We start from the raw sequence: 25,601 nt of genomic DNA, 5'->3' as shown, positions 1-25,601 counted from the left end.
CCATAAAAAAATGGCAGCGAACCGAGATTCGCTGCCATGGTTGGCTGCCTGGCTGCAGGCGGTATGGGCGCCTGGCCGGCGCTGGCTCAGGCGTCTGCGGCCGGGTCCGATACCGGCGCGGCCCGCTGCACGCGGAACCAGCGCACTGCGCCGCCCTTGGTCAGCAGCACCTCGAAGTGCAGGCCGCCCAGCATGATGTGGGCGCCGCGCTTGGGCACATGGCCCAGCTCATGGGCAATCAGGCCGCCAATGGTCTCAAACGATTCATCGGGGTCGCTGCTCTCCAGCACCACGTTGAACTCGTCGGCCACCCGCTCGACCGGCGTATCGCCCGAGATGCGGAAAGTGTCATCGGCCAGCGCGAAGATGTCGCCCTCGTCCTCGGGCAGGTCGAACTCGTCCTCGATCTCGCCGACGATCTGCTCGAGCACGTCTTCAATCGTGACCAGGCCGGCAACACGGCCAAACTCATCGATGACGATGGCCAGGTGGTTGCGGTTGCCCCGGAACTCGCGCAGCAGGTCGTTGAGGCCCTTGCTCTCGGGCACAAACACCGCCGGGCGCAGCAGCGCACGCAGATTGAGTTGGGGGGAACGTTGGAGCTTGAGCAGGTCCTTGGCCATCAGAATGCCAATGATGTTTTCCTGCTCGCCCTGGAACACCGGAAATCGCGAATGCGCGGTGTTGATGACGGTGTGCAGCACCGACTCGTAGTCGGCCTCGATGTCGACCAGGTCCATGCGCGGTGCGGCCACCATCACATCGCCTGCGGTCATGTCTTCCATGCGGATGACCCGCTCCAGCATCACGCGGGAGTCGGCGTTGATGACATCGTTGCTTTCGGCTTCTGCCAGGGTTTCGATCAACTCGTCCGGAGAGTCCGGAGCCGGGTGAATCAGTTCGGCGACCTTCTGAAAAAAGGTGCGTTTGTCTTCCTTGTCAGGGAAGCGCGAGGGATGGGGGTCTGACACTGTCTTGGAATGCAGGACGTGCGGTAGTGAAACAAGCGATCAGCATAACGGATTGCGCATTTCCTCCGAAATCGCTGCCGAATTATTCAGCACCGCAGCACCCCCACCACTGCCTCGCGGGCGCTCACTGGCCCGATTTGTGCCTGCCTTGCTGCACGTCACGGCGCACTTCCTGCACGGTGGACAGGAAATCCCAGAACTGGCGCGCCTGCTTCTTGAACTGGTAGTCCATCTCGCCCATCTGGTCCTCGACCAGGTCGGCCATGCGCGTGTCAAAGCCTGCGGGCGGCAGCTTCAGATAAGCCTCGGACTCGGAGCCATCGCGCTCCACGGTGGCGCCGGCCTTGCGGGCAATCTTCAGCATCGCGGTGTTCTCCGACAGTGCATGGATGAACAGCATCTGCACGCCCTTGGTGCGGGCGTCCATCGCGGCGCGCTCGAACAGGCGGCTGCCCAGCCCCTTGCCCCGGCCGGACTTGAGCACGGAGACGCCGAACTCGGCGCAGCTGGCCATGTCCGACGACGGCGGCGCATAGGCCACATGGGCCATCGCAATCAGCTTGAGGCTGCGGTTGTATATGCCAAAGATCTCGTCACGCTCGAAGTTGAGCCCGTCCACATAGCGCTCAATCTGCGCATCGCTGGCCTGGTAGCCAAAACGCAGATAGCGGTCCTGCGCATCCAGGCTCAGCAGGTGGGCGAGGATGCGTGGGCGGTGACGCTCGCTGAGGGCGCGGATAGGAACCATAGAGGCGGAAGGTCGTGGCTTCTTGCCGTCGGGCTGCTGCGGGCTCTCGCCCCACCGGCCAAAGAAGGGGAAAAACGCCATCATGCCGTTCGCAACGGATGAAGGGAACCATTCTTTCGTCGTGATCATGGGGTAAATATACGGGTTAACCCGCGTATTATCAATCATGCTGCGATGCAGCATATTTCGTGCCTATGGCTTACCCCCCGCTTACAAAGGGTATTCAATGCCCGTAGCCATGCGGCTTTGCGCTGAGCGCGGGCACTGGGGCATGCAGTTCAACGGGCCGCTCAACGGCCTGGCGATTGCAGCGCGGTTTGCGCTGGCGCAAAAAGTAATAGGTCTCAGACCCCGGGCAGCACTGGCAAAGCTGTGGTGAGCTTGACACGGTCCAGCACAAAGCTGGTCTTGCAATCCTGCACGGCGGGGTGGCGCAGCAAGGTGTCCAACACAAAGCGGCTGTAGTGCGCCATGTCGGCGACGACCACACGCAGCAGATAATCCATGTCGCCGGTCAGCGCTACGCACTCCACCACCTCGGGCCAGCTTTGCACGCTGGCGCGGAAGAGATCGAGCGGGTTGCGCTTGCTCGCCTCGGTGAACTTCTCCAGCCGCACATTGAGGTAGGCCGTCATCGACAGCCCCACCGCTTCGGGCTTGACCAGCGCCACATAGCGCTCGATGACCCCCACCTCTTCGAGGCGCTTGACCCGGCGCAGCACTGCGCTGGACGACAGGCCCACCTGCTCGCCCACGACGTCATAGGTCTCGCGGCCATTGAGCTGCAGGCGCTGCAGGATGGCACGGTCAAGCTTGTCCAGGGGGTAGGCAGTGGTGGTCATGGCAACGGTCCGGATGGTTTTGCTGCACCGCAGCAGCGCGACACAACGGGATCACGCAATTTTAATGCTTGATTTCCGGCAAGATCACATAAAACAGGCTTTACATGCGATGAGACTGGGATAAATCGCCAAAATGCTGCGCACCAAGGCCGGTACAGTGGAGCCACAGCAGCCAGCCGATGCTGGCGCCACCAGAGACGATCCACAGGAGACCCGCGATGACCGCCGCCATTCCCCACCAGACCATTGAGTTCACGACCTGGGACAACCCCATGGGCACCGACGGTTTCGAGTTCATCGAATATGCCGCACCCGATCCGGTCGCGATGGGCAAGGTCTTTACATCGATGGGCTTCAAACCCGTCGCGCGCCACCGCCACAAGAACGTGACCCTGTACCGCCAGGGCGAGATCAACTTCATCATCAACGCCGAGCCCGACAGCTTTGCCCAGCGCTTTGCCCGCCTCCACGGCCCCAGCGTCTGTGCCATCGCCTTCCGCGTGCAGGATGCCAAGGCCGCCTACGAACGCGCACTGGGCCTGGGCGCCTGGGGCTATGCCGGCCAGGCCGGCCCGGGCGAGCTGAACATCCCCGCGATCAAGGGCATTGGCGACAGCCTGATCTACCTGGTGGACCGCTGGCGCGGCAAGAACGGCGCACAAGCCGGTGACATCGGCAACATCGGCTTCTTCGATGTGGACTTCGAGCCGCTGCCCGGCGTCAGCGCCGAGGAAGCGCTGAACCCGCATGGCCATGGCCTGACCTATATCGACCACCTGACCCACAACGTGCACCGTGGCCGCATGGACGAATGGGCCGGCTTCTACGAGCGCCTGTTCAATTTCCGCGAGATCAAGTACTTCGACATTGAAGGCCAGGTCACCGGCGTCAAGAGCAAGGCCATGACCAGCCCCTGCGGCAAGATCCGCATCCCCATCAACGAAGAGGGCAAGGAAAAGGCCGGCCAGATCCAGGAATACCTGGATATGTACAACGGCGAAGGCATCCAGCACATCGCGATGGGCTCGGACAACCTCTATGAAACCGTGGACCGGTTGCGTGCCGGCGGCGTCAAGCTGCTCGACACCATCGACACCTACTACGAGCTGGTCGACAAGCGCCTGCCCGACCATGGCGAGGACGTGGCCGAGCTGAAAAAGCGCAAGATCCTGATCGATGGCACCGGCCAGAAGTTGCTGCTGCAGATCTTTAGCGAAAACCAGCTCGGCCCCATCTTCTTCGAGTTCATCCAGCGCAAGGGTGACGACGGTTTTGGCAATGGCAATTTCAAGGCGCTGTTCGAGAGCATTGAGCTCGATCAGATGCGCCGTGGGGTGCTATAGGAAAAATTGAACGGTCGCAGCATTGATATTCCTTAATTTGCCATGCGGCCTCTCTATACTGCGGAGCGATTTATCAATCTGGAAACAATTGTGAAACGCTCCGTCACCTTCGCCGCCATTCTGTCTGGTTTCATGTTGGCTGCCAGCGCGCAGAACGCCAGCCAGCCGCTGACCTTCGTGGTCCCCTACCCCGCCGGCGGCCCGCTGGACACCTCGGCCCACCTGCTGGCCCAGGGTGCTGAAAAGCAGTTGGGCGCCATCACGGTGGCCAACAAGCCAGGCGCGGGCGGCGCCACCGGCGCAGCACTGGTGGCCCATGCCAAGCCCCAGGAAAACATGGTGCTGATGGGCGCGGTGGCCACGCATGCGGTGCTGCCCTACCTGGGCACGCCCCCCCAGTACGACGCACAGAAGGACTTCAAGCCGCTGATCCTGGTAGCGCGCGTGCCCAACGTGCTGGTGATGAAAAAGAGCCGCGCCGACCAGCTGGGCATCAAGACCACCTCGGAGATGGTGGCCTACATCAAGGGCCACCCTGGCACGTTGAAGATGGGCTCGGGCGGCAACGGCAGTATCGGCCATATCTCCGGCGAGATGCTCAAGTCGCTGGCCAACCTGCAGATGCCCAGCGTGCCTTATGCCGGCGCCGCACCGGCCCAGAAGGCCTTGCTGGGGGGCGAGATCGATGTGGTGTTCGACAACCTGGCCTCGGCCCTGCCGCTGATCAAGTCCGGCGAACTGCTGGCACTGGCGGTGACGACCTCGGACCGCAATGTCGCCCTGCCCCAGGTGCCGCCGGTGAACGAAGCGGTGCCGGGCTTTGATGTGTCCACCTGGTTCGGGGTATTTGCGCCCGCCAGTCTGCCTGACCAGGAAGCACAGAAGTACGCCTACGCGTTCCAAGGTGCGCTGACCGACCCGCGCTTTAAGGCCGAATATCTGAAGATGGGCATTGGCCCGGAAGACATGCGCCTCAAGGAGCTGTCGCACTTTGTTTCGCAGGAAGGACGCAAGTTTCAGTTTCTGATCAACACGATCAAGATCAAGGCCAACTGAGCACCTGCAGCCCATCAACTGCGGGTGCCCGGCTGGTCTCTATAAAAAATGAAGGAGCACAGCATGGGACAAGCACCTGTGGTTTATGGACAATCCGACCGCCCACCCCGCGGCGACTACAGCCGCGCGCAGGAGGACTACACCTGCGCGCAAGATTACGCCGCTTACACCGAGGCCGACCACGACACCTACCGGCGTCTGTATGCGCGCCAAAAGGCTTTGCTGCCGGGGCTGGCGAGCCAGGCCTTCATCGATGCGCTGCCCTCGCTGGGCGTTGAAGACCGCATTCCCCGCTTTGAAGACATCAACCAGCGCCTGCGCCAGGCGACAGGCTGGGAGATCGTGGCCGTACCGGGCCTGATCCCCGAAGTGCCATTCTTCAGCCTGCTGGCCAACCGCAAGTTCCCGGTCACCGACTGGATCCGCAAGCCCGAAGAGTTCGACTATGTGGTCGAGCCCGATATCTTCCATGACCTCTTCGGCCATGTGCCCTTGCTGTTCAACCCGGTGATTGCCGACTATGTACAGCGCTACGGCCAGGGCGGGCTCAAGGCCGAGCGCCTGGGAGCCTGCGAAATGCTCAGCCGCCTGTACTGGTACACGATCGAGTTCGGCCTGATCCGCGAGCAAGGGGAGATCCGCGCCTATGGCGCCGGCATCCTGAGCTCATCGGGTGAGCTGCAGCATGCCGTCACCAGCCCGCTGCCCCAGCGTCTGCCGCTGTCGCTGGAGCGCACGATGCGCACCCGCTACAAGATCGACACGTACCAGCAGACCTATTTCGTCATCGACGATTTCCAGCAGCTGTTTGACATGACCGAAGGCGACTTCACCCCCGTGTATGCCGCATTGCGCGGCCTGCCGGAGCTGGCAGCAGACGCGCGCGGCTGATACCAGGCGCGCGCCGCTCAGCGGTAGCGCTTGCAGGTCTGGGACGGCAGCTCGGCAAACAGCGCCTTGTACTCCTGCGCAAAGCGGCCAAAGTGCCAAAAGCCCCAGGCCAGTGCGGCATCGGAGACGCTGCTGCCCTGCTTGATCGCGCGGCGTGCACCATTGAGGCGCACCGCGCGCAGATAGCTTTGCGGCGAGATGCCCAGCACTTCCTGGAACGAGTACTGCAAGGCCCGGCGGCTCACCGCCAGCGCCTGGCACAGGTCTTCCACCGTCAATGAGCCATCGGCACCGGTCGCCACCACCCGCTCCCGCGCCAGGCTGACGATATGCGCACGCCGCTGGTACGAGAGCTGCTCATCGGCCTCGCTGCCCACCCCATCGCGCAGCACGGCGGCAATGGCGGCCAGCACATCGCCGGCCATCTCGTCGAGCTGCTGGGGCGGCAAGGCCCCGGGCGCCGTCTGCGCCAGGCACTGCTGCATGTCGGACAGCAGAATCGGCAGGCGCCAGCGCTCATGGGCCGACACCGGCCGCAGATGCGGCTGCGCCAGCTGGGCCTGCAGCTGCTCGCGCTCGCTGGCGGTCAGGTAGGGCTCCAGGCTACCCTGCTCCACGACAAAATCAATGATCTCCAGGCCACCCGGCGAGACAAACTCGAAGGGGCCATCGCCCGAAAACACAATCGCATGCCCTTCGCTGCAGGAGCGGTTGCAGAACATGGTGTTGCCCGGAATGCTGCTGGGCAGCCCGATGGCCAGTTGCCCGGCACGCAATGCCCCGGTCTGGTGCAGTGCCTGGCTGGAAAACTCGCGCCAGGCCTGGATGGGCCCCAGATGCAGGCTGGTCACCCGGCCCTCGAAGCTGCCCGCTGACAGCTGCTCATAGCGCTGGTTCCAGCCCTGCAGCAGGGCCGCCTGCTCGTCGACATCCCAGGTCTGCGCCACCTGCGCCGCTGGCGCGCCTGCAGCGGCGCTATGCTCCGCCCGGCGGCTGCTCAGCGTGGGCGATGGACAAGGGGCGCTCAAGGACATGGAGGCGCTGTGGCGTGGCGAGGCATACCGGCATGGTCATGCAAAAAGCGGACCAAGGTCAACCCAGCCTTCCCCTGATCCAGATTTGCCGAAATCGGATAGAGCGCAGCCCGCATTCTTGCCACCATGGGAAGCACCACAGTTCACGAGGTAGGCCATGGCCGATAACGCACCCACTGCAGGCGCCAGCGCCGCGCACCCGAGCAACTATTTCGAGCAGCGCCAGCTGCGGCGCGGCGCCGCCGGCTGGCTGCTGCTGGTCGGCCTGGGCGTGGCCTATGTCATCTCGGGCGACTATGCCGGCTGGAACTTCGGCCTCAAGACCGGCGGCTGGGGTGGCCTGCTGGTGGCCTCGGCGCTGATGGCCACGATGTACACCTGCATGTGCTTTGCGCTGGCCGAGCTGGCCACCATCGCCCCCACGGCCGGCGGCGGCTATGGCTTTGCGCGGCGCGCCTTTGGGCCCTGGGGCGGTTTTCTCTGCGGCGTGGCAATCCTGATGGAGTACGCGATTGCCCCGGCGGCGATTGCCACGTTTATCGGCGCCTACTGCCAGTCGCTGTTCGGCATCGATGGCTGGATGGTCTACCTGGGCTTCTATGCCGTCTTTCTGGGCATCCACATTTATGGCGCCGGCGAGGCCCTGCGCCTGATCTTTGCCGTTACCGCGCTGGCGGTGGTTGCGCTGGTGGTCTTCATCGCCGCGATGGTGCCGCATTTCCAGGTCAGCAACCTGTTCGACATCGCCCCCACCGACGCCTGGGGCGCGAGCGACTTCCTGCCGTTTGGCTACCTGGGCATCTGGGCCTGCATTCCTTATGGCATCTGGTTCTTTCTGGCGGTGGAAGGCGTGCCGCTGGCCGCCGAAGAAGCGCAGGACCCGCGCCGCGATCTGCCCAGGGGCCTGATCGGTGCCATCGCCGTGCTGGTGCTGTTCTGCGGCCTGATCCTGGTGCTGGCACCGGGCGGCGCCGGTGCAGCGGCCTTGATGAACTCGGGCAACCCGCTGGTCGAGGCGCTCGAATCGAGCAAGGTGCTGGGTGGCCCCAGCTGGATCAGCCGCTTCGTCAACTTTGTCGGCCTGGCCGGGCTGATTGCCAGCTTCTTCTCGATCATCTATGGCTACTCGCGCCTGGTGTTTGCGATGTCCCGCGCCGGCTACCTGCCCCGGGGTTTGTCGTTGACCACCCAGCGCAAGACGCCCTACCTGGCGCTGCTGGTGCCCGGCGCCATCGGCTTTGCGCTGTCGCTGACCGGCCAGGGCGATCTGTTGATACTCGTTGCGGTGTTTGGTGCCACGATCTCCTACGTGATGATGATGGCCGCGCACATCTGGCTGCGCATCAAGGAGCCGAACCTGCCCCGCGCCTACCGCACCCCGGGGGGCGTGTTCACCTCGGGCATCGCGCTGGTGCTGGCCTGCATCGCCGTGGTGGCCGGTTTTCTGGTCGATCCCCGGGTTCTCATTGGCGCCGTCATCGTATACGCTGTCTTCGTCGCCTACTTTGCGCTGTACAGCCGCCACCACCTGGTGGCCGACGCCCCCGGCGAGACAACCCCCTGAGGAAGCGCTGCAACCATGCCCCATTCCCATACCGTTGGCGCCGAACGCCATGTGTTTGCATCGCTGCGCGAGCTGATGGCCAAGGCCACACCGGCCCGCTCGGGCGACAACCTGGCCGGCGTCGCGGCCCGGCATGACACCGAGCGCGTCGCCGCGCAGATGGCGCTGGCCGATCTGCCGCTGGCCCACTTCCTGCAAGAGGCACTCGTGCCCTATGAGAGCGACGAAGTCACCCGCCTCATCATCGACAGCCATGACCGCGCCGCCTTTGCCCCGGTGGCGCACCTGACGGTGGGCGGCTTTCGCGACTGGCTGCTGTCCGATGCCGCCCATGAAGCCGCGTTGAGCGCACTGGCACCGGGCCTGACCCCGGAGATGGTGGCCGCCACCTCCAAGCTCTGCCGCAACCAGGACCTGATCCTGATCGCGCAGAAATGCCGCGTGGTCACCCGCTTTCGCAATACCATCGGCCTGGCCGGCCGCATGTCCACCCGCCTGCAGCCCAACCACCCCACCGATGACCCCTCGGGCATTGCCGCCAGCCTGCTCGACGGCCTGATGTATGGCAATGGCGATGCCGTCATCGGGATCAACCCGGCCAGCGACAGCATCGCCGCCGTCAGCACCTTGCTCTTCATGCTCGACGAGGTCATCCAGCAGTACCGGATTCCCACGCAGTCCTGCGTGCTCACCCATGTGACCACCAGCATCGAGGCCATCGGCCGGGGCGTGCCGGTGGACCTGGTGTTCCAGTCCATCGCAGGTACGCAGGATGCCAACCGCAGCTTTGGCATTGACCTGGCCTTGCTGCAAGAAGGCTATGACGCGGCGCAGAGCCTCGCACGCGGCACGGTCGGCCACAACGCCATGTACTTTGAAACCGGCCAGGGCAGCGCGCTGTCGGCCGGCGCCAACCATGGGCTGGACCAGCAGACCTGCGAGGCGCGTGCCTATGCGGTGGCGCGCAAGTTCCAGCCGCTGCTGGTCAACACCGTGGTCGGCTTTATCGGCCCCGAGTACCTCTACGACGGCAAGCAGATCATCCGCGCCGGGCTGGAGGACCATTTCTGCGGCAAGCTGCTGGGCCTGCCGATGGGCTGCGACATCTGCTACACCAACCATGCCCAGGCCGACCAGAACGACATGGACGTGCTGCTGACCTTGTTCGGCGTGGCCGGCATCAACTTCATCATGGGCATTCCGGGCTCGGACGACATCATGCTGAACTACCAGACCACGTCCTTCCACGACGCGCTCTACCTGCGCAAGACCCTGGGCCTGCGGCCCACGCCGGAGTTCGAAGCCTGGCTGCAGACCATGGGCATTGCCCAGTCCGGGGGCCCAGGCCTGCGCCTGGCCGATGGCCTGCCTGCCCCCTTCTCGCAAGCGCTGGCCCAGCTCAACTGACCTCTGCCCATGTCCCCACGCCCCTCCGCCCCCGCACCGCTGCCCGCCGCCGCCGAGCCCGCCAGCGCGACCGTCACCCCCAACCCCTGGGAGCGCCTGCGCCAGTTCACCAGCGCCCGCATTGCGCTGGGCCGCGCCGGCACCAGCCTGCCTACGCGCGCGCATCTGGACTTTGCGCTGGCCCATGCCCAGGCGCGCATGGCCGTGCATACCGAAGTGGATATGGACCTGCTCGCTGGCGAGCTGCAGACACTGGCACCGCCGGGCCAGCCGGTCCTGCGCCTGCACAGCGCCGCGCAGGACCGCCCCACCTACCTGCAGCGGCCGGATCTGGGCCGGCGCCTGGACACGGCGTCGCGCAGCCTGCTCCAAGGCCTGCCGGGCGCCCCGGCCGATGTGGTGTTCGTCGTCGCCGATGGCCTGTCATCGCTGGCGATCGAGCGCAATGCGCGGCCCTTTCTGCGCCAGATGCTGCCGGCACTGGCGACGCACTGGCGCATCGGCCCGATCAGCGTGGTGCGTAATGCCCGGGTGGCGTTGGGCGATGAGATAGCGGCGGCGCTGGGCGCCTCGCTGGTGGTGGTGCTGATCGGCGAGCGCCCGGGCCTGAGCTCTCCCGACAGCATGGGCTTGTACATGACCTGGCAGCCCCGCCCGGGCATGACCGACGAGTCGCGCAACTGCATCTCCAATGTGCGCGAACAGGGGCTGAGCTATGCGCAGGCGGTGCACAAGCTGCACTACCTGATGCAGCAGGCGCGCCAGCGCCAGCTCTCGGGCGTGCAGCTCAAGGACGAGTCCGATACGCTGGCCGCGCCCGAGCAGGCTGGCCAGCCCTTTGTGCTGGCCCCCACTGCTGCGCAGCGGCCCCGTTGACGCCTGGGTGCCAGCCGACCATGCGCTGCCGGTGCTTGTCTGCTAGGCTGGGGGGTCAGACCATGTTCACCCCCGCCGCCAGACCCACCATGCCCGCCTCCGCCCTGCCGCTGCCCGCCGGTCTCCAGTTCCTTGAGCGCGGTTGGCTGTCCGCCAACAATGCCGTGTTTGTGCGCGGCGTCACGGCGGTGGTCGACACCGGCTACTGCAGCCATGCCGAGCAGACCGTGAGCCTGGTCGAGGCCAGCCTGCAGGGGGCGCCGCTGCAGCGCATCGTCAACACCCATTTGCACAGCGACCACTGCGGCGGCAATGCCGCCTTGCAGCAGCGCTGGCCCCAGGCCCGCACCGGCATTGCACCCGGCCATGCGCAGGCCGTCGCCGATTGGGACGAGCACCAGCTGAGCTACCGCCCCACCGGCCAGGACTGCCCGCGTTTCCGGATGGACGAGGTGCTGCAGCCCGGCACCTATACCCCGCTGGGCGAGCAGCGCTGGCAAATCCATGCCGCGCCCGGCCATGATCCGCATTCGGTGATTTTGTTCGAGCCCGCCTCGCGCACCCTGATCTCGGCCGACGCGCTCTGGGAAAACGGCTTTGGCGTGGTCTTTCCGGAGATCGAGGGCACCGCGGCCTTTGACGAGGTGGCTGCCACCTTGGATGTGATCGAGCACCTGCAGCCCCGCCTGGTGCTGCCCGGCCATGGCAGTGCGTTCAGCGATGTGGCCACCGCATTGCAGACCGCGCGCCAGCGGTTGGAGCGCTTTGTGCAAAGCCCCGAGCGCCATGCGCTCTATGCCGCCAAGGTGCTGCTCAAGTACAAGCTGCTGGAATGGCAGCAGCTGCCGCTGGCGCAGGTACAGGCCTGGCTGGCCGCTACGCCCTACTACGGCCTGCTGCACCAGCGCTACTTTGCCGACCAGGACCTGGCGCAGTGGCATGCATCGCTGGTGGCCGACCTGGAGCGCTCAGGCGCCGCACGGCGCGAGGGCGCGCTGCTGGTCAACCAGTAAGCCTCTCCGCTATCATGGCAGCTCTTTGGACAGGTCCGGCTCGCCCTCGGGCTTGGGGCCCACCGAGCCCAGGCGCGCACGCAGCGACTGGGGCTGGCCGGTCAGAATGGCCGCGTAGCTGGTCGTGTTGGAGAGCACCTTTTTCACATAGTCGCGCGTCTCGGCAAAGGGCACGTTCTCGGCCCAGATGGCACCGTCCAGCACCGGGCCATTGCGCCAGTTGCGCGGCCGGCCGGGGCCGGCGTTGTAGCCAGCGGCAGCCAGCGCCATCGAGCCGTCGAAATCGTCCAGCGCCAGCTTCAGGTAGGCGGTGCCCAACGTGATATTGGTGTCGCGGTCATTGATGCTGGCCGGCGTGAAATCGGTCATGCCGATCTTGCGGGCAGTCCAGCGGGCGGTGGCCGGCATGATCTGCATCAGGCCCGAGGCACCCACGCCCGAGCGCGCATCCATGATGAAACGGCTTTCCTGGCGGATCAGGCCGTAGACATAGGCGGGATCCAGCCCGATCTCACGCGAGCGGCTGACCACGGCCTCCTTGAACGGCATCGGGTAGCGCTGGCCCACATCGACCACCGTCTTGGTGCGTTCGCTGGTGTTGATGCAGCGGTCCCAGATCTGGCGCTGGCAGGCCAGCTCGGCAGCGGCCAGCAATTGGGCATCGTCCATGCCGCCGCGCTGGTGCAGATTGGTCATGTAGTTCCACTCGCGCACGCCTTCGCTGCGCAGCCCCAGCTGGATCGCATAGAGCGCACGTGCCAGGCCCGCATTGCTGCGCACCGACTCACGCGCCTGCGCATCGATAGGCACCGGCTGCGCCGGGATGACGATGGGCTGGCCCAGCTCTTCCTGCGCCAGCTGCTCGTAGAAGCCTTGCGTCCCGGCAATCTTTTGCAGCAGTTGGCGCGACTGCTGGGTCTGCGCCTCGCTGATGCGCCCGGCCTGCATGGCCTTGGCCTGCCAGTACATCCAGGTCGGGTCTTCGCGCTCTTCGGCGCTCATCGCCTCGATGCTCTTGCGCACCTGCTGCCACTGGCCGGCCCGCAGCGCGGCGCGGGTCTTCCAGGCCAGCAGGTCGTCGCTCAGGTTGGCATCCTTGCCGACCTTCGCGAAGCTGGTCATCGCATCGGGCGACAGCCGCGTCGCCTGGGTCTTGCCGATCACTCCCCAGACCCAGTCACGGCGCGGCTGCGTCAGCAGCTCGTTCCAGCGGCCCTCCATCAAGGTCGCTGCGCCATCAGGGTTGTCCGCGGCCAGCTTGATCAGCGCCAACGTGGCCAGCTCCTGCTGCTCCTTCGAAGACGTCTTGGCCTGGGCCGTCAGGAATTTGCTGGGCGATTGCAGCATCGTGGCAAACGCGGGCAGTTGCATGGGGGCGACCACTTCCACCGCAGCGCGGGCGGCGCGGGGGCGGCCCGCCTCCATCGTCTGGCGCGCCCTGCGCCAGATGTCATCGGCCTGCAGGCCGCCGGCAGAAAACAGCTCGGACGCCGCCAGGTTGCAGCCATCCTCCGAATCGCGCTGCGCATACCAATTGCTCTTGACCGTGTTGGCCAGCGCCTCGCGCTCGCCGCCCTTGGCCAGATCGATCACTGCCGCATAGCAGCGCAGTTCACGGTCGTCGCCCATGCGGAACGCCGGGTACATCGCATCGAAATTGCTCCAGTCGCGGCGCTGGCCCAACAGGCGCAGCCAGTCGTTGCGCAGCCGGTCTTCCTGGTAGGTGCCGGCCCAGCGGGTCAGAAAGGCCTGCACTTCGTCCTGCGTGGCCTCGTTCAGGCGGGCACGCAGCTCCCAATAGGCGGCCCAGGGCTCCAGCACATGGCCGCGCGCATTGGGCAGCAGCTGGGTGAGCTTGTTCTTCTCGCGTTTGCGGAAGGCCTGCTGCATGTCAACGATCACATCGTCATTGACCATGCCGCTGCTGACCGACGGACTTGACTGCAGTTGCACAGGCGTTTGCACCGAGGTCTGCGCGGCCGTCGCGCCCTGCAAAATCGTCTGCGCAGCCAGCGGCCAGGCGCTGCAGGCCAGCAAGGCCGCCATCAAGGGGGTGAAAACATTCCGACGCATAGCCGCTCCAGGTTGCAAGACGGCGGCGCTATCCAGCGGCGCCCAGGTGAACCCTAAAATCATACACACCGCCACCGCCGCCGGCAGCCACAAGGTCGGCAATCCGAGGCATCCGCTTACATGCCCTTACCGAATCCACCCCAAGCGGTCCCCACGATACCTGGTTTTCACGGTAACCCATTTGCCGGGAGCAGCAGTTTTGGGTGTCAGAATGGCTGACCCAGCGTGTTTCTGTAGGGATATTTGCAATGGATAAAAAAGCCGTGCGCCAAGCGCTCATCGAACAGCGTCTGCATATGCCCGATCGTCTGGAGCGCGCCGAACAGCTCCAGCAAGTGCTGCGTTTTTGGCTGATGGAACGCCAGGATGCCGTCATCGGCGCCTACTGGCCGATCAAAGGCGAGTTTGATCCGCTGCCAGCGCTGCACCGCTGGAAGGAAGACGGTGCGCTGATGGACGAGCCCAAGCTGCGCCGCATCGCCCTGCCCGTCGTCAACAAGCAGCACAAGACCTTGAGCTTCCATGCCTGGTACCCCGGCTGCCCGATGGAGATGGACGCCTACGACATCCCCAAGCCGCAAAATACCGAACTGGTGGTGCCGACCCTGCTGTTTGTGCCCTGCGTGGGCTATGGCCCGGGTGGCTACCGCCTGGGTTACGGCGGCGGTTTTTATGACCGCACGCTGGCCGCGCTGGAGCCACGCCCCTTCACCGTCGGCCTGGGCTTTACCAACGGCTTTGTCGACGACTTCGAGCCCGAGGCCCATGACCTGCCGCTGGATGCCATCCTCAATGACAACGGCGTGGTGTGGCCGCTGGGCGCGTCCTAGGGATTGCTACGCTCCTTGGGGGCCTGTGCCTGCGGTGTCAAACCTGGCACCCTCTGCACATCCCCTGCCGGGGTCTGAGCGCGGTAGCGGATGCTCCGCACTCGTTCCATAGGGCGGGAGTTCTGCACAGGGCCCCGGACGTTTTCATCCATTAATCAATTGAGATCATGCTGCAGCTTTATATCGGCAACAAAAATTACTCCTCCTGGTCCATGCGCGCCTGGGTGCTGCTGCGCCAGGCAGGCATCCCTTTCGAGGAAAAGCTGATCCGCTTTGATGGCTTTGACAGCCAGTCCGAGTTCAAGCGCACGATGACGGCCATCAGCCCCACCGGTACGGTGCCGCTGCTGCGCGATGGCGATATCAGCGTCTGGGACAGCCTGGCGATTGCCGAGTACGCGGCCGAGCAGTTCCCGGACAAGCAGCTCTGGCCCCAGGACAAGGCTGCCCGCGCCAGCGCCCGCAGCATCTGCGCAGAGATGCACGGGGGCTTCACCGCACTGCGCAGCGCCTGCCCGATGAACATCGAAGCCGATCTGGCCGAGGTCGGCCGGATCGTCTGGCGCGACAACGCCGCCGTGCGCAAGAACGTCGAGCGCCTGTGCAGCATGTGGAGCCACCTGCTGGCCCAGCATGGCGGGCCCATGCTGTTTGACCAATTCAGCATCGCCGATGCCTACTACGCGCCGGTGTGCTCGCGCCTCAAGACTTACCAGTTGCCGGTCCCCGGCGAGATCGCCGCCTATATCGAGCGCGTGCACCAATTGCCCGGCGTCAAGGCCTGGATCGATGCGGCGCTGGCCGAGCAGGATTTTGTCGCGGTGGACGAGCCCTACCGCGCCGAGCGCTGAGGGCCGCCAGCCTCTCAGTGGTTTCACAAAGCCTGCGGCCGGTACACCCGCGCATTCAGCGGGGCATTGACGCTGATGAGGTAGGCAAAACGTTCGTCCTCCGGCAGCAGACGCTGGACCGCTTCAAACAGCTCGGCATGCGCCAGGTTCTGGCGCAGCAGCGCTTGCACCTGGGGTACATCGGCCGTCCACGCACTGCGGCGCAATGCGCGTTCTGCGACCTCGTCTGCACGCAGGTGCGCATAGACATAGACCAGACCATGGGCCATCGCCTGCCACTGCGCGGCTGATACCTGCCCGCTGCGCAGCACATGGTCTTGCAGGGCCTCTTCGGTGGCTGATTGCTGGCTCTCCCGTTGTGCATCGTAGACGGCCTGCCATTGTTGCTCGGTCAAGGTCGGCACGGTACTGCCCACGGCAGCGGCATCCTGCAACGCCATGCGCTTCCAGGCCTCCAGGCCGGGCATGGGTTGCGCCAGTTGAAAATCCATCATCTCCGCATACATGCGGGCATTGAGCTGGCGCAGATTTTTGGGGGTGGCAGCGACCACCGCAGAGGGCGAAGGCTGGGCCTCCAGCCACTGCGTCAGCTCCTGCATGGCCGTATCGCGCGGAAACTGGCGGTACTGGACATGGCGGGGATAGTGGTCGGCCTGGAACACCGGGTTGGTGCCCGCCCCCAGCGCGGCGCCCTCCCCATAGAACCGGATCACATCGGCAGAGAAATAGCGGTCCGCCAGCTCCAGCACCAAGGCCAGACTGCCGTTTTGCGCATGCGTGCCCGCCCATATCTTGACACCAGGCATTTCATCCACCGTGTAGCGCCCGGCCGATGCATAACCGAGGGCCTTGCATTCCTCTATCACCTTGCGCACCTGCGGGTCGCTGAACTGCAGCTTGTCCAACTGCATCGTGATGCGCGCCACCACACCTTGCGGGGCGCTGCCCAGCGCCTGGGGGTGCCTGAGCATGCGCGAAAAATACCAGCGCATGCCGAACTTGAGCAGCACCCACAGACCGGCAAACGTCAATGCCATGGTCACCAGCACCACGCCAATGGTTGTCCACATAACCCCCCCTCCCTCTTTGTCATATGTTGGATCGGCCTCTGAGGCCAGCCCGGCAGCATAGCGAGGAAGTGCTGCTAATGCAAAGAGCTTATATGGTTGGTGAATACATCATGGCTCAAGCAGCGTCTGCAAGCCCCTCGCCCCCTGCGGCGGAATCGGCCACAACGGCGCGCAGCGAACCGCGCAGCGCAGCGCATGGCGCTGAGCGCCCTGCAGACTTTGAACGGGTTCCTAGACCGAAGTGCTGGAGTGACGGGGCTGGCGGGCCTGGTCCAGGCTGGCCTGCAAGGCCGCGATCAGCTGCTGGGCCACCAGCTTGACCACCGGGCCCGGTGGCCGGGTGGCGTCCACCGCCACGCTGATGTCCTGCGGCTCGGCGCCCTGGTCGCGAATGGGGATGAACACCAGCGCACCGGCCGCCAGTTCGGGCGCCACATCCAGCTCCGAGGTAAAGATCAGGCGCTGCCCGCCCAGCGCCAGCTGTTTGACCAGTTGCAGCGAATTGCTTTCGACAAAGCCCCGCGCATCCTTGAACAGCCAGCTGAACTGCGCCTCCAGCAGGCGGCGGATGGTGATGGCGCGGCTTTGCAGCGCGATCGGGTAGGCGGTGGCCTCTTGAAAACTGACGGTCTTGCGCCCGGCCAGCGCATGGCCCGGAGCCACGACACAGCCCAGCGGCAGCTGGGCTTTCCACAGCACCAGCAGCTCACGGCGTGGCGCCAGGTTGAAGATGGCGGCCAGGTCGGCCTTGCCGGTCATCAGCGCGGTCTCGGCATCGTCGGGGGTGCTCAGCTCGACGGACAGGCTGACCAGCGGGTGCTCGGCATTGAGCGCCTCGACCAGCGCTGGCAACACGCCGGTGGCATGGCTGTCCATCGCCACCAGCGACACATGGCCCTGGTGGATGCCCTGAATGCGCCGCACCTCGGCCACCATGCGGGTCTCATCCTGGCGCCAGCGGCGGGCCATCGTGATCAGCGCATCGCCAGAGGCCGTCAGCCGCATGCCGCGCGGCATGCGCTCGAACAGCGGAACGCCCAGCTCCTCTTCCAGCGCCAGAATCTGGCGGTTGATGGCGGAGGCTGCCACATGCAACTCGCGGGCAGCCTTCTGGATCGAGCCCGAGCGGGCGACCTGGTCCGCATAGCGCAGCGCGGTAGGTACAAGCGAATGGCGCATAAGGGGTCTCTCCGGAATGCCGCGATTGTACTAATTTTGCGTATGCATCATTGCCAAACCTATGATGGACGGCAATGCTCTGCAGCCCTAGCATGGCCTGCATGACACCTGCTGAACGCCTTGACTACCTCAACCATTGCAGCCCCGACGACTTCTGCGCAGCGATGGCCGACATCTGGGAGCATGCGCCCTGGGTGGCAGCGCAGACCGTGGCGCTGCGCCCCTTTGCCAGCGCCGATGCCTTGCACAGCGCCATGCTGGCCGTGGTCGCTGGTCTGGATGAACCGGCGCGCATCCGCTTTTATGCGGGCCACCCGGAGCTGGGCGGCGAGCTGGCCCGAACAGGGGCGATGAATGCCGCATCCACCGACGAGCAGGCCAGCCTGGGCCTGGGCCAGCTGCAGGCCGCCGAGGCCCAGCGTTGGGATGGTCTGAACCGCGCCTACCGTGAGCGCTTTGGCTTTCCCTTCATTCTCTGCATCCGCCAGCACAGCCTGGCATCGGCCTTGCTTGTGTTCGAGCAGCGCCTGGGGCACACCCGGCAGAGGGAGCTGCAACTGGCGCTGAACGAGATTGCGGCCATCAGCCGCCTGCGGCTCGCGCGTTACCTGCAGGAAGCCGATCCCGCCCCGGTCTGCACGCATTGACTTTTCAGGAGTGTTCACCATGCATCGTCGTCTCCACCTTATCAGCCTGGCCGCATCGCTGGGTCTGCTGGCCTTCAGCACGCAGGCGCAGACTGCCAGCTATCCGAACCACCCCGTCAAAGTGGTGGTCGCCCTGCCCGCAGGCGGCGGTGTGGACATGATCGCGCGCCTGGTGGGCCAGCAGCTGCAGGCCGGCACCGGCCAGCCTTTCATCGTCGACAACCGCGCGGGCGCCTCAGGCCGCATCGGCCTGCCGGCCGTTGCCAAGGCCAGCCCCGATGGCTACACCCTGATGGCCTCGCCAGCGTCCTTTCTGACCACCAACAAAAGCATCTTCAAGGACCTGCCCTACGACCCGCAGGCCGACTTTGCGCCCATCACCAAACTGGCGAACCAGGCCATGGTGCTGGTGGTCAGGGACCGCAAGAAATTCCCCAACGCCGCTGCCGTGCTGGCCGCTGCCAAGGCCCAGCCCACCGTCGTGACCTATGCCAGCTCGGGCGAAGGCAGCCCCCAGCATCTGGCGGCGCTGATGTTCGAGACCCGGGGCCAGCTGCAGATGACGCATGTACCGTACAAGGGCGGCGCCCTCGCCATCAACGACATGCTCGGCGGCAATGTGGACCTGCTGTTTGCGCCGTTGCCCGAAGCCCTGCCCCACCTCAAATCGGGCAAGCTCACGGCGCTGGCGCTGATGAGCGACAAGCGCTCGCCGTTGATTGCCGAGGTGCCGACGATGGCGGAGGCCGGCATTCCCGACATGGTGATGCAGACCTGGATCGGCCTGCTGGCCCCGGCGCGCACGCCGCGCCCGATTGTCGATGCGCTCAACCGCCAGGTGCAGGCCATCTTGCTGCGCGAAGACATCAAGCAGCAGTTGCAGGACGTGGGCATGGAAGTGGCGCCCACGACACCGGAGCAGTTCCAGCACACCATTGCGCAGGAGATCAGCCTGCATGCACAGCTGGTCAAGGCCGCCGGCCTGGTGCCGCAATAGCGCAAAAAGACCAGGGGCCTGGCCCCTGGTCCTGATCTCTTGCTTCATCGCGGCCCGTGTTCAATCGCCAACGGACGCTCAGATTCCCTTGGACGAGGGGTTGGCAAAGGCATCACGCGTTTCGGCATTCAGCGGGTAGTTGATGTTGATGCCCTTGGGTGCAATCGGCGACATGAACCAGCGGTTGTAGAGCTTTTCCATCTCGCCCGATTGCATCAGGCCGGTGACGGTCTCGTCCACCAGCTGCTTGAAGGCCGGGTCGTCATTGCGCAGCATCAGGGCCTGGTTCTCGGTGCGCAGGCTCTCGCCAACGATCTCGTAGTTTTGCGGATCGCGCGCATTGGCGATCTGGCCGGCCAGCAGGATATCGTCCAGCACAAAGGCGGCAGCCTTGTCGCCCTGCACCAGCAGGAAGGACTCGGTATGGTCCTTGCCTGGCACATTGGTGATGTCGAGCTTGCTGGCACGGTCGGCCTGGCGCAGCAGGCGGAACGAGGTGGTGCCGGTGGTGGTGGCCACCGACTTGCCCTGCAGATCGGCAATGCTCTGGATGCCCGAACTTTTCTTGACCAGCATGCGCACGTTGTAGCGGAAGATGTCCGGCGAGAAGGCCACCTGCTTTTGGCGCTCCACCAGGTTGGTGGTCGAGCCGCATTCCAGATCCACCGTGCCGTTTTGCACCAGCGGAATGCGGTTGGCCGACGTGACCGCTTGGTAGTTCACCTTCAGCGCCGGCAGTTGGAGCTTGGTTTTGACCGCCTCCAGGATGTGTGCGCAGATGTCCATGCTGTAGCCGATGGGCTTGAGGTTGGCGTCCAGGTAGGAGAAGCCGAACGAGGCCTCACGGTAGCCCAGCGTGATGGCGCCCGAGCTTTTGATCTTGTCCAGCGTACTGCTGCCTTGCGCCATCGCCGCCACGGACGCACACGCCAGCGCCGCCAGTGCCACCGCGCGCTTCACACCCATTTTTCCTTGCATATCCATGATCCTCCTGGCACCCCATTGGTACCGGCCAGTGCCTTGCGGCGTTTCAGAACTTTTGCTCCTTTTTTATTTTTTTTGGATCATATGTTCCATATCGCACAATAGCTACCCGTGATTTCCCTAAATCTGAAGAAAGACCCGCCGCCATGGGCGTAATCGACCAACTGCGAGACCGCTTTGCCTCCCTGAGCCCTTCGCTGCAGCAAGTGGCGCGCTATGTGCTCGACCACCCCAACGATGTGGTGACCCAATCGATGCGCACCGTCGGCCAGCATGCGCAGGTGCCGCCCACCACCTTGGTGCGTTTCGCCCAGACCTGCGGCTTTGAGGGCTGGAACCCGTTCAAGCAGGCGCTGACCGCCGATATGGGCCTGGCCAGCGAAGCGGGCAACCAGTATGGCGAGCGGGCCCGCAGCCTGATGGGCCGCGCGCGCGACAAGCAGCTCACCGCTGAGATGTTTGCGATGCAGCGCAGCAACCTCGACCTGACCGAGCAGCACAGCGCAGCGCGCCTGGTGACCGCAGCCAAGCTGCTGGAGAAGGCCGGCCAGGTGCATGTGATGGGCATGCGCGCCTGCTTTCCGGTGGCCTTTTCGCTGGTCTATGTCTACCGCCTGTTTCGCCGCTCGGTGCATCTGCTCGAAGGCATGGGCGGCGTGCGCGAGATGCAGCTGCGCGCGATCGACCAGGGCGATGTGCTGGTCGCCATCAGCTTTGCGCCTTACTCGCAGGAGACCGTGCATGCGGTGGAACTGGCCCGTGCGCGAGGCTGCAAGGTGCTGGCCCTGACCGACAGCCTGGCCTCGCCGCTGTCACTGGCGGCCGATGAAACCCTGCTGTTTGCCGTCAACAGCCCCTCCTTCTTTCCCTCTGTCACCGCTGCCCAGGCGCTGTCCGAATCGCTGCTGGAGGTGCTGGTCAGCCGCGCCGGTCCCCAGGCCGTGGCCCGCATCGAGTCAGCCGAAGGCGAGCTGCACGACAGCGGCGTCTATGTGCAGCCGGTACGCAAGTAAACTTGTGCGATGAAAACATATATGGTCGGCGGCGCAGTGCGGGACCGCCTCTTGGGACTGCCGGTGAATGACCACGACTGGGTGGTCGTGGGCTCCACGCCCGAGGCCATGCTGGCCCAGGGCTTTGTGCCGGTCGGCAAGGATTTCCCGGTCTTTCTGCATCCCCGCTCGCATGAGGAATATGCGCTGGCCCGCACCGAGCGCAAGTCCGGCCGGGGCTACCGGGGCTTCAGCATCGCCACCTCGCCCGATGTGACCCTGGAGCAGGACCTGGCCCGGCGCGACCTGACGATCAATGCGATGGCCGCCCCCGTCGGCTGGAATGGCAGCGACCCGGTGACCGACCCCTATGGCGGCCAGGCCGATCTGCAGGCCCGGGTGCTGCGCCATGTGACCGAGGCCTTCCGCGAAGACCCGGTGCGCATCTTGCGCCTGGCGCGCTTTGCCGCGCGCTTCCATGGCTTCTCCGTCGCCCCGGAAACCGTCGCGCTGATGCGCCAGATGGTCGCCGACGGCGAGGTCGATGCGCTGGTGCCCGAGCGCGTCTGGCAGGAGCTGGCACGCGGCCTGATGGAGGCCCGGCCCTCCCGCATGTTCGAAGTGCTGCGCGATTGCGGCGCACTCGCCCGCCTGCTGCCCGAGCTGGACCGCCTTTGGGGCGTGCCCCAGCGCGCCGACTACCACCCCGAGGTGGATACCGGCATCCACGTGATGATGGTGCTGGACCGCGCCGCCCAGCTGGATGCGCCGCTGCCCGTGCGCTGGGCCTGCCTGGCGCATGACCTGGGCAAGGGCACGACGCCGGCCGATGTGCTGCCCCGCCATATCGGCCATGAGGAGCGCAGCGTCGACCTGGCCCGCCAGGTACAACAGCGCCTGCGCGTTCCCAGTGACTGCGCCGAACTGGCGCTGGTGGTCGCCGCCGAGCACGGCAATATCCACCGCAGCCCGGGCATTGCAGCCGCTGCCGTCGTGCGCCTGCTGGAGCGCTGCGACGCGTTCCGCAAACCCGATCGCTTTGCGCAGGCGCTGCTGGCCTGCCAGTGCGATGCGCAGGGGCGGCTGGGGCTGGAAGACAAGCCCTATCCGCAACGCGCACAGCTGCTGCGCCTGCTGGCCGCCGCGCAAGCCGTCAGCACCAGAGAGGTCGCAGAACGCGCCGCCCGCACCGGCCGCCAAGGCGCCGAGATTGGCGCGATGGTGCACGAGGCGCGTTGCCAGGCAGTGGCGCAAATGGTGGCGGCCGACGCTGCCGCAGCCGCTGCTAACGGGCAGCCCTAAGCTACTGAGGCGGGTGAGGCATCGCCAGGTCAAGCCGGCGGTGCCGGCACCGAATGCAGCAGCACCGGCACATTGCCATCGCCATTGACGCTTTCCAGCTGCACGCCGAAGCCCCACAACCGCGCCGCGTGCTTGAGCACTTCCTGCACATCATCGGCCAGCGGCCGGCCCTGGTACTGGGTGTGGCGCAGGGTCAGGCAGCGGTCGCCGCGCAGGTTCACGTTCCAGACCTGGATATTGGGCTCGCGTGCGCCCAGGTCGTACTGCTGTGACAAGGTCTGGCGCAGGTTGCGGTAGCCATCCTCGTTGTGGATCGCGCTGACCAGCAGCTCGCGTTCGCTGGCATCGTCATGGATGGAGAACAGGCGCATGTCGCGCATCAGCTTGGGGCTCAGGTACTGGCCGACAAAGCTCTCGTCCTTGTAGTTCTGCATGGCATGGTGCAGCGCCGGCAGCCAGGGCGTGCCGGCCAGATCGGGGAACCAGCGCCGGTCTTCGTCGGTCGGGTGCTCGCAGATGCGCTGGATGTCGCGGTACATCGCAAAGCCCAGTGCATAGGGGTTGATGCCGCTGTAGGCACGGTGGCCGGCAGGCGGCTGGTAGATCACATTGGTGTGCGACGACAGCCATTCGATCATCACGCCATCGGTGAGCCAGCCCTCGTCGTACAAGGTGTTGAGCAAGGTGTAGTGCCAGAAGGTGGCCCAGCCCTCGTTCATCACCTGGGTCTGGCGCTGGGGGTAGAAGTACTGGGCGATCTTGCGCACGATGCGCACCACCTCGCGCTGCCAGGGCTCCAACAGCGGGGCATTCTTTTCGATGAAGTACAGCAGGTTTTCTTCCGGCTCCTTCGGAAAGCGCTCATGGTGCTGCACCGGGCTGTTCTTGTCGGGGCGCGCAGGCAAGGTGCGCCACAGCTCGTTGACCTGCTGCTGGGCATAGGCCTCGCGCTGCTCACGCTCGGCGCGCTCGCGCGCCAGGGTTTTCTTGGACGGGCGGCGGTAGCGGTCCACCCCCAGGTTGGCCAGCGCGTGGCAGGAATCGAGCCACTGCTCCACCGTATCCAAGCCGTGCTTTTCCTCGCACTGGGCGATGAAGTCGCGGGCGTACACCAGGTAGTCGATGATGCTGCCCGCATCGGTCCACATGCCGAATAGGTAATTGCCTTTGAAAAAGCTGTTGTGCCCATAGGCCGCATGGGCAATCACCAGCGCCTGCATCGCAGTGGTGTTCTCCTCCATCAGGTAGCTGATGCAGGGGTTGGCGTTGATGACGATCTCGTAGGCCAGGCCCATATGGCCGCGGCGGTAGCGGCGCTCGGTGGCCAGAAACTCCTTGCCATAGCTCCAGTGCCGGTACCCCACCGGCATGCCGACGCTGGCATAGGCGTCCATCATCTGCTCGGCCGAGATCACCTCGAGCTGATTGGGGTAGGTGTCCAGCCCGTAGCGCTCGGCGGTCTCCGCAATGGCAGCGTGGTAGCGCTCGATCAGCTCGAAGGTCCAATCGCTGGGGTCGGGGAGCGGCTGCCGGGGCCGCTGGCCCGCCGGCCGGGGCGTGGCGGGCACATCGCGCTGCGAGCGGTCAGCGGACAATGGCACTTTCCAATGCGGGGAGCCCTTGCGCCGTGCAAGCACGGGGTATTGCGACGGATTCATACCGTGACCCCTTCCTTTTTGAACAGGTCACGGAACACCGGGTAGATATCGCCGGGCTCCGCTACCTTGCGCATCGCAAAATGCGGGAACAGCGGCAACAACTGGCTGTATTCCTGCCACAGGCTTTGCTCGTCGGGAGCCACCTGTACATAGGCAAAGTAGCGCGCCAGCGGCAGGATCTTGTCGGCCAGCAGGTTGCGGCAGTTGCCGCCATCATCGCCAAAGTTGTCGCCGTCGCTGGCCTGGGCCACATAGATGTTCCAGTCCGCCACCGGGTAGCGTGCGCGGATGACCTGGTCGAGCAGCACCAGCGCGCTGCTGACCACGGTGCCGCCGCTTTCAGTGGAATGGAAGAACTCGTCCTCGCCCACCTCGGCCGCCTGGGTGTGGTGGCGGATGAAGACGATCTCGATCTTCTCGTAATGGCGGGTGAGAAACAGGTAGAGCAGGATGAAGAAGCGCTTGGCCAGGTCCTTGCGGGATTGGTCCATCGAGCCCGACACGTCCATCACGCAGAACATCACCGCCTGGCTGCTCGGCTCGGGCACCTTGGTGCGGCTGCGAAAGCGCAGGTCCAGGGGGTCGAGAAAGGCCACCTTGCCCATGCGCGCCTGCAACCCGGCAATGCGCTGCTGCAGCTCGGCCACCACTTCGCTCGTGCCATCGTCCTGCGCCAGCAGGTCTGCCAACGTATCCTGCAGGGCCTTGAGCTCACGGTTGGGCGCCTTGGTCAGCGCAATGCGCCGGCCCAGCGCGCCGCGCATCGTGCGCAGCACGGCCAGGTTGTGCGGGGTGCCGTCATGGCTGTAGCCGGCGCGGCGCGTCTTGTATTGCAAGGTACTGGCAATGTGGGTGCGCAGCAGGCGCGGCAGCGCCAGGTCTTCAAAGAACAGTTCCATGAACTCTTCCTTGGTCAATGTGAAGGTGAAGTCGTCTTCGCCCTCTCCCCCATCGCTGGCTTGCGAGCCACCACTACCGCCGGTCCCGCCCTGGGGCCGGGCGATGCGGTCGCCCCGCACATGCTCGGTATTGCCCGGATGCACGGTGTCGCGCACACCGCCAGGGCCGTGGTGGAACACCGGCTCCTGGATGTCCTTGCGCGGGATCGTGATGGTCTCGGCCTGCTCGATGTGGCGGATGTCGCGGTTGGCAACGGCGCGGCGTACCGCCTCGGAAATCTGCGCCTTGTAGCGGCGCACGAAGCGCTCGCGGTTGCCCACCGACTTGTTCTTGCCGGAGAGCCTGCGGTCGATGATTTGCAATGCCATCTGTG

The 25,601-nt window shown here is 65.2% G+C and carries 23 protein-coding genes; 13 read left to right on the top strand and 10 right to left on the bottom strand.

From position 1 onward, the window contains the following. Positions 1–86: 86 nt before the first annotated feature. From AB7A72_RS08690 to AB7A72_RS08680, 3 genes are all read right to left on the bottom strand, one after another. Positions 87–971, bottom strand: a complete 885-nt coding sequence (locus AB7A72_RS08690) for an HlyC/CorC family transporter (protein ID WP_021028764.1) — start codon at positions 969–971, stop codon at positions 87–89. Between the two features lie 124 nt (positions 972–1,095). Continuing rightward, positions 1,096–1,848 carry a GNAT family N-acetyltransferase gene (locus tag AB7A72_RS08685; RefSeq protein ID WP_239809579.1) on the bottom strand — a complete coding sequence of 251 codons (753 nt, stop codon included), beginning with the start codon at positions 1,846–1,848 and terminating at the stop codon, positions 1,096–1,098. A 215-nt stretch (positions 1,849–2,063) separates the two neighbouring features. Then, positions 2,064–2,561, bottom strand: a complete 498-nt coding sequence (locus AB7A72_RS08680; RefSeq protein WP_239809580.1) for an Lrp/AsnC family transcriptional regulator — start codon at positions 2,559–2,561, stop codon at positions 2,064–2,066. Positions 2,562–2,779: 218 nt separating this feature from the next. On the opposite strand from AB7A72_RS08680, the gene hppD reads away from it, so the two are divergent. The 3 genes from hppD to phhA all read left to right on the top strand — a co-directional run bounded on the left by hppD (position 2,780) and on the right by phhA (position 5,851). Then, on the top strand, positions 2,780–3,904 hold the full coding sequence (gene hppD / locus AB7A72_RS08675; RefSeq protein WP_239809581.1) for a 4-hydroxyphenylpyruvate dioxygenase: 1,125 nt from the start codon (positions 2,780–2,782) through the stop codon (positions 3,902–3,904). A 90-nt stretch (positions 3,905–3,994) separates the two neighbouring features. Continuing rightward, positions 3,995–4,960, top strand: a complete 966-nt coding sequence (locus AB7A72_RS08670) for a Bug family tripartite tricarboxylate transporter substrate binding protein (protein WP_312411237.1) — start codon at positions 3,995–3,997, stop codon at positions 4,958–4,960. A 63-nt stretch (positions 4,961–5,023) separates the two neighbouring features. Further along, on the top strand, positions 5,024–5,851 hold the full coding sequence (gene phhA, locus AB7A72_RS08665) for a phenylalanine 4-monooxygenase (RefSeq protein ID WP_239809582.1): 828 nt from the start codon (positions 5,024–5,026) through the stop codon (positions 5,849–5,851). A 17-nt stretch (positions 5,852–5,868) separates the two neighbouring features. Here the strand turns inward: phhA and AB7A72_RS08660 are convergent, their stop codons facing one another. After that, the gene (locus AB7A72_RS08660) at positions 5,869–6,885 is read right to left on the bottom strand and encodes a helix-turn-helix domain-containing protein (RefSeq protein ID WP_369459652.1); all 1,017 of its coding nucleotides are present in this window, start codon (positions 6,883–6,885) and stop codon (positions 5,869–5,871) included. A gap of 157 nt (positions 6,886–7,042) precedes the next feature. Between AB7A72_RS08660 and eat the strand changes: the two genes are divergently transcribed. From eat to AB7A72_RS08640, 4 genes are all read left to right on the top strand, one after another. Next, entirely contained in the window at positions 7,043–8,449 is a 1,407-nt protein-coding gene (gene eat, locus AB7A72_RS08655; protein ID WP_369459651.1) for an ethanolamine permease, read from the top strand. A 15-nt stretch (positions 8,450–8,464) separates the two neighbouring features. Next, positions 8,465–9,856, top strand: a complete 1,392-nt coding sequence (locus AB7A72_RS08650; RefSeq protein ID WP_369459650.1) for an ethanolamine ammonia-lyase subunit EutB — start codon at positions 8,465–8,467, stop codon at positions 9,854–9,856. A 9-nt stretch (positions 9,857–9,865) separates the two neighbouring features. Further along, complete coding sequence (gene eutC, locus AB7A72_RS08645) at positions 9,866–10,732, top strand: ethanolamine ammonia-lyase subunit EutC (RefSeq protein WP_369459649.1); 867 nt, start codon at positions 9,866–9,868, stop codon at positions 10,730–10,732. An 89-nt stretch (positions 10,733–10,821) separates the two neighbouring features. Beyond that, positions 10,822–11,745, top strand: a complete 924-nt coding sequence (locus tag AB7A72_RS08640) for an MBL fold metallo-hydrolase (RefSeq protein ID WP_369459647.1) — start codon at positions 10,822–10,824, stop codon at positions 11,743–11,745. 12 nt (positions 11,746–11,757) lie between these two features. On the opposite strand, the gene AB7A72_RS08635 is transcribed toward AB7A72_RS08640, so the two are convergent. Then, on the bottom strand, positions 11,758–13,662 hold the full coding sequence (locus AB7A72_RS08635) for a lytic transglycosylase domain-containing protein (protein ID WP_369459827.1): 1,905 nt from the start codon (positions 13,660–13,662) through the stop codon (positions 11,758–11,760). A 404-nt stretch (positions 13,663–14,066) separates the two neighbouring features. Here AB7A72_RS08635 and AB7A72_RS08630 point away from each other — a divergent pair, with 404 nt between their 5' ends. Both AB7A72_RS08630 and AB7A72_RS08625 read left to right on the top strand, forming a co-directional pair. Continuing rightward, on the top strand, positions 14,067–14,648 hold the full coding sequence (locus AB7A72_RS08630; protein WP_239809588.1) for a 5-formyltetrahydrofolate cyclo-ligase: 582 nt from the start codon (positions 14,067–14,069) through the stop codon (positions 14,646–14,648). Between the two features lie 167 nt (positions 14,649–14,815). After that, on the top strand, positions 14,816–15,499 hold the full coding sequence (locus AB7A72_RS08625) for a glutathione S-transferase family protein (RefSeq protein WP_312411260.1): 684 nt from the start codon (positions 14,816–14,818) through the stop codon (positions 15,497–15,499). A gap of 23 nt (positions 15,500–15,522) precedes the next feature. Here AB7A72_RS08625 and AB7A72_RS08620 read toward each other — a convergent pair whose 3' ends face one another. Together AB7A72_RS08620 and AB7A72_RS08615 are read right to left on the bottom strand one after the other, a co-directional pair. Beyond that, entirely contained in the window at positions 15,523–16,569 is a 1,047-nt protein-coding gene (locus tag AB7A72_RS08620) for a hypothetical protein (RefSeq protein WP_369459646.1), read from the bottom strand. Positions 16,570–16,800: 231 nt separating this feature from the next. Then, positions 16,801–17,748 (bottom strand): LysR family transcriptional regulator, encoded by a 948-nt coding sequence (locus AB7A72_RS08615; RefSeq protein ID WP_369459644.1) that lies wholly within the window; start codon positions 17,746–17,748, stop codon positions 16,801–16,803. Positions 17,749–17,849: 101 nt separating this feature from the next. Between AB7A72_RS08615 and uraD the strand changes: the two genes are divergently transcribed. Together uraD and AB7A72_RS08605 are read left to right on the top strand one after the other, a co-directional pair. Continuing rightward, a complete protein-coding gene (uraD, locus tag AB7A72_RS08610) occupies positions 17,850–18,395 on the top strand; it encodes a 2-oxo-4-hydroxy-4-carboxy-5-ureidoimidazoline decarboxylase (RefSeq protein WP_312530309.1) in 546 nt (181 codons plus the stop codon). 19 nt (positions 18,396–18,414) lie between these two features. Further along, positions 18,415–19,392, top strand: coding sequence for a Bug family tripartite tricarboxylate transporter substrate binding protein (locus AB7A72_RS08605; RefSeq protein ID WP_313330786.1), 978 nt, complete (start codon positions 18,415–18,417; stop codon positions 19,390–19,392). A gap of 78 nt (positions 19,393–19,470) precedes the next feature. Here AB7A72_RS08605 and AB7A72_RS08600 read toward each other — a convergent pair whose 3' ends face one another. Then, entirely contained in the window at positions 19,471–20,358 is an 888-nt protein-coding gene (locus tag AB7A72_RS08600) for an amino acid ABC transporter substrate-binding protein (protein WP_373449928.1), read from the bottom strand. Between the two features lie 164 nt (positions 20,359–20,522). On the opposite strand from AB7A72_RS08600, the gene AB7A72_RS08595 reads away from it, so the two are divergent. Further along, the gene (locus AB7A72_RS08595) at positions 20,523–21,389 is read left to right on the top strand and encodes a MurR/RpiR family transcriptional regulator (protein WP_239809595.1); all 867 of its coding nucleotides are present in this window, start codon (positions 20,523–20,525) and stop codon (positions 21,387–21,389) included. A 9-nt stretch (positions 21,390–21,398) separates the two neighbouring features. Beyond that, positions 21,399–22,670, top strand: a complete 1,272-nt coding sequence (locus tag AB7A72_RS08590) for a multifunctional CCA addition/repair protein (protein ID WP_369459643.1) — start codon at positions 21,399–21,401, stop codon at positions 22,668–22,670. A 29-nt stretch (positions 22,671–22,699) separates the two neighbouring features. Here AB7A72_RS08590 and AB7A72_RS08585 read toward each other — a convergent pair whose 3' ends face one another. Both AB7A72_RS08585 and AB7A72_RS08580 read right to left on the bottom strand, forming a co-directional pair. Next, a complete protein-coding gene (locus AB7A72_RS08585) occupies positions 22,700–24,328 on the bottom strand; it encodes a SpoVR family protein (protein WP_312450481.1) in 1,629 nt (542 codons plus the stop codon). Then, positions 24,325–25,596, bottom strand: a complete 1,272-nt coding sequence (locus AB7A72_RS08580; RefSeq protein WP_369459642.1) for a YeaH/YhbH family protein — start codon at positions 25,594–25,596, stop codon at positions 24,325–24,327. The genes AB7A72_RS08585 and AB7A72_RS08580 overlap by 4 nt, the downstream gene beginning before the upstream one ends. Positions 25,597–25,601: the final 5 nt, after the last annotated feature.

The sequence above is a fragment of the Comamonas sediminis genome, assembly GCF_041107495.1.
In the GTDB taxonomy this organism is placed as follows: Bacteria; Pseudomonadota; Gammaproteobacteria; order Burkholderiales; family Burkholderiaceae_C; genus Comamonas; species Comamonas sediminis.
Note: the sequence above shows the minus strand (reverse complement) of the source record. Positions and strands in the feature narration are given on the sequence as shown.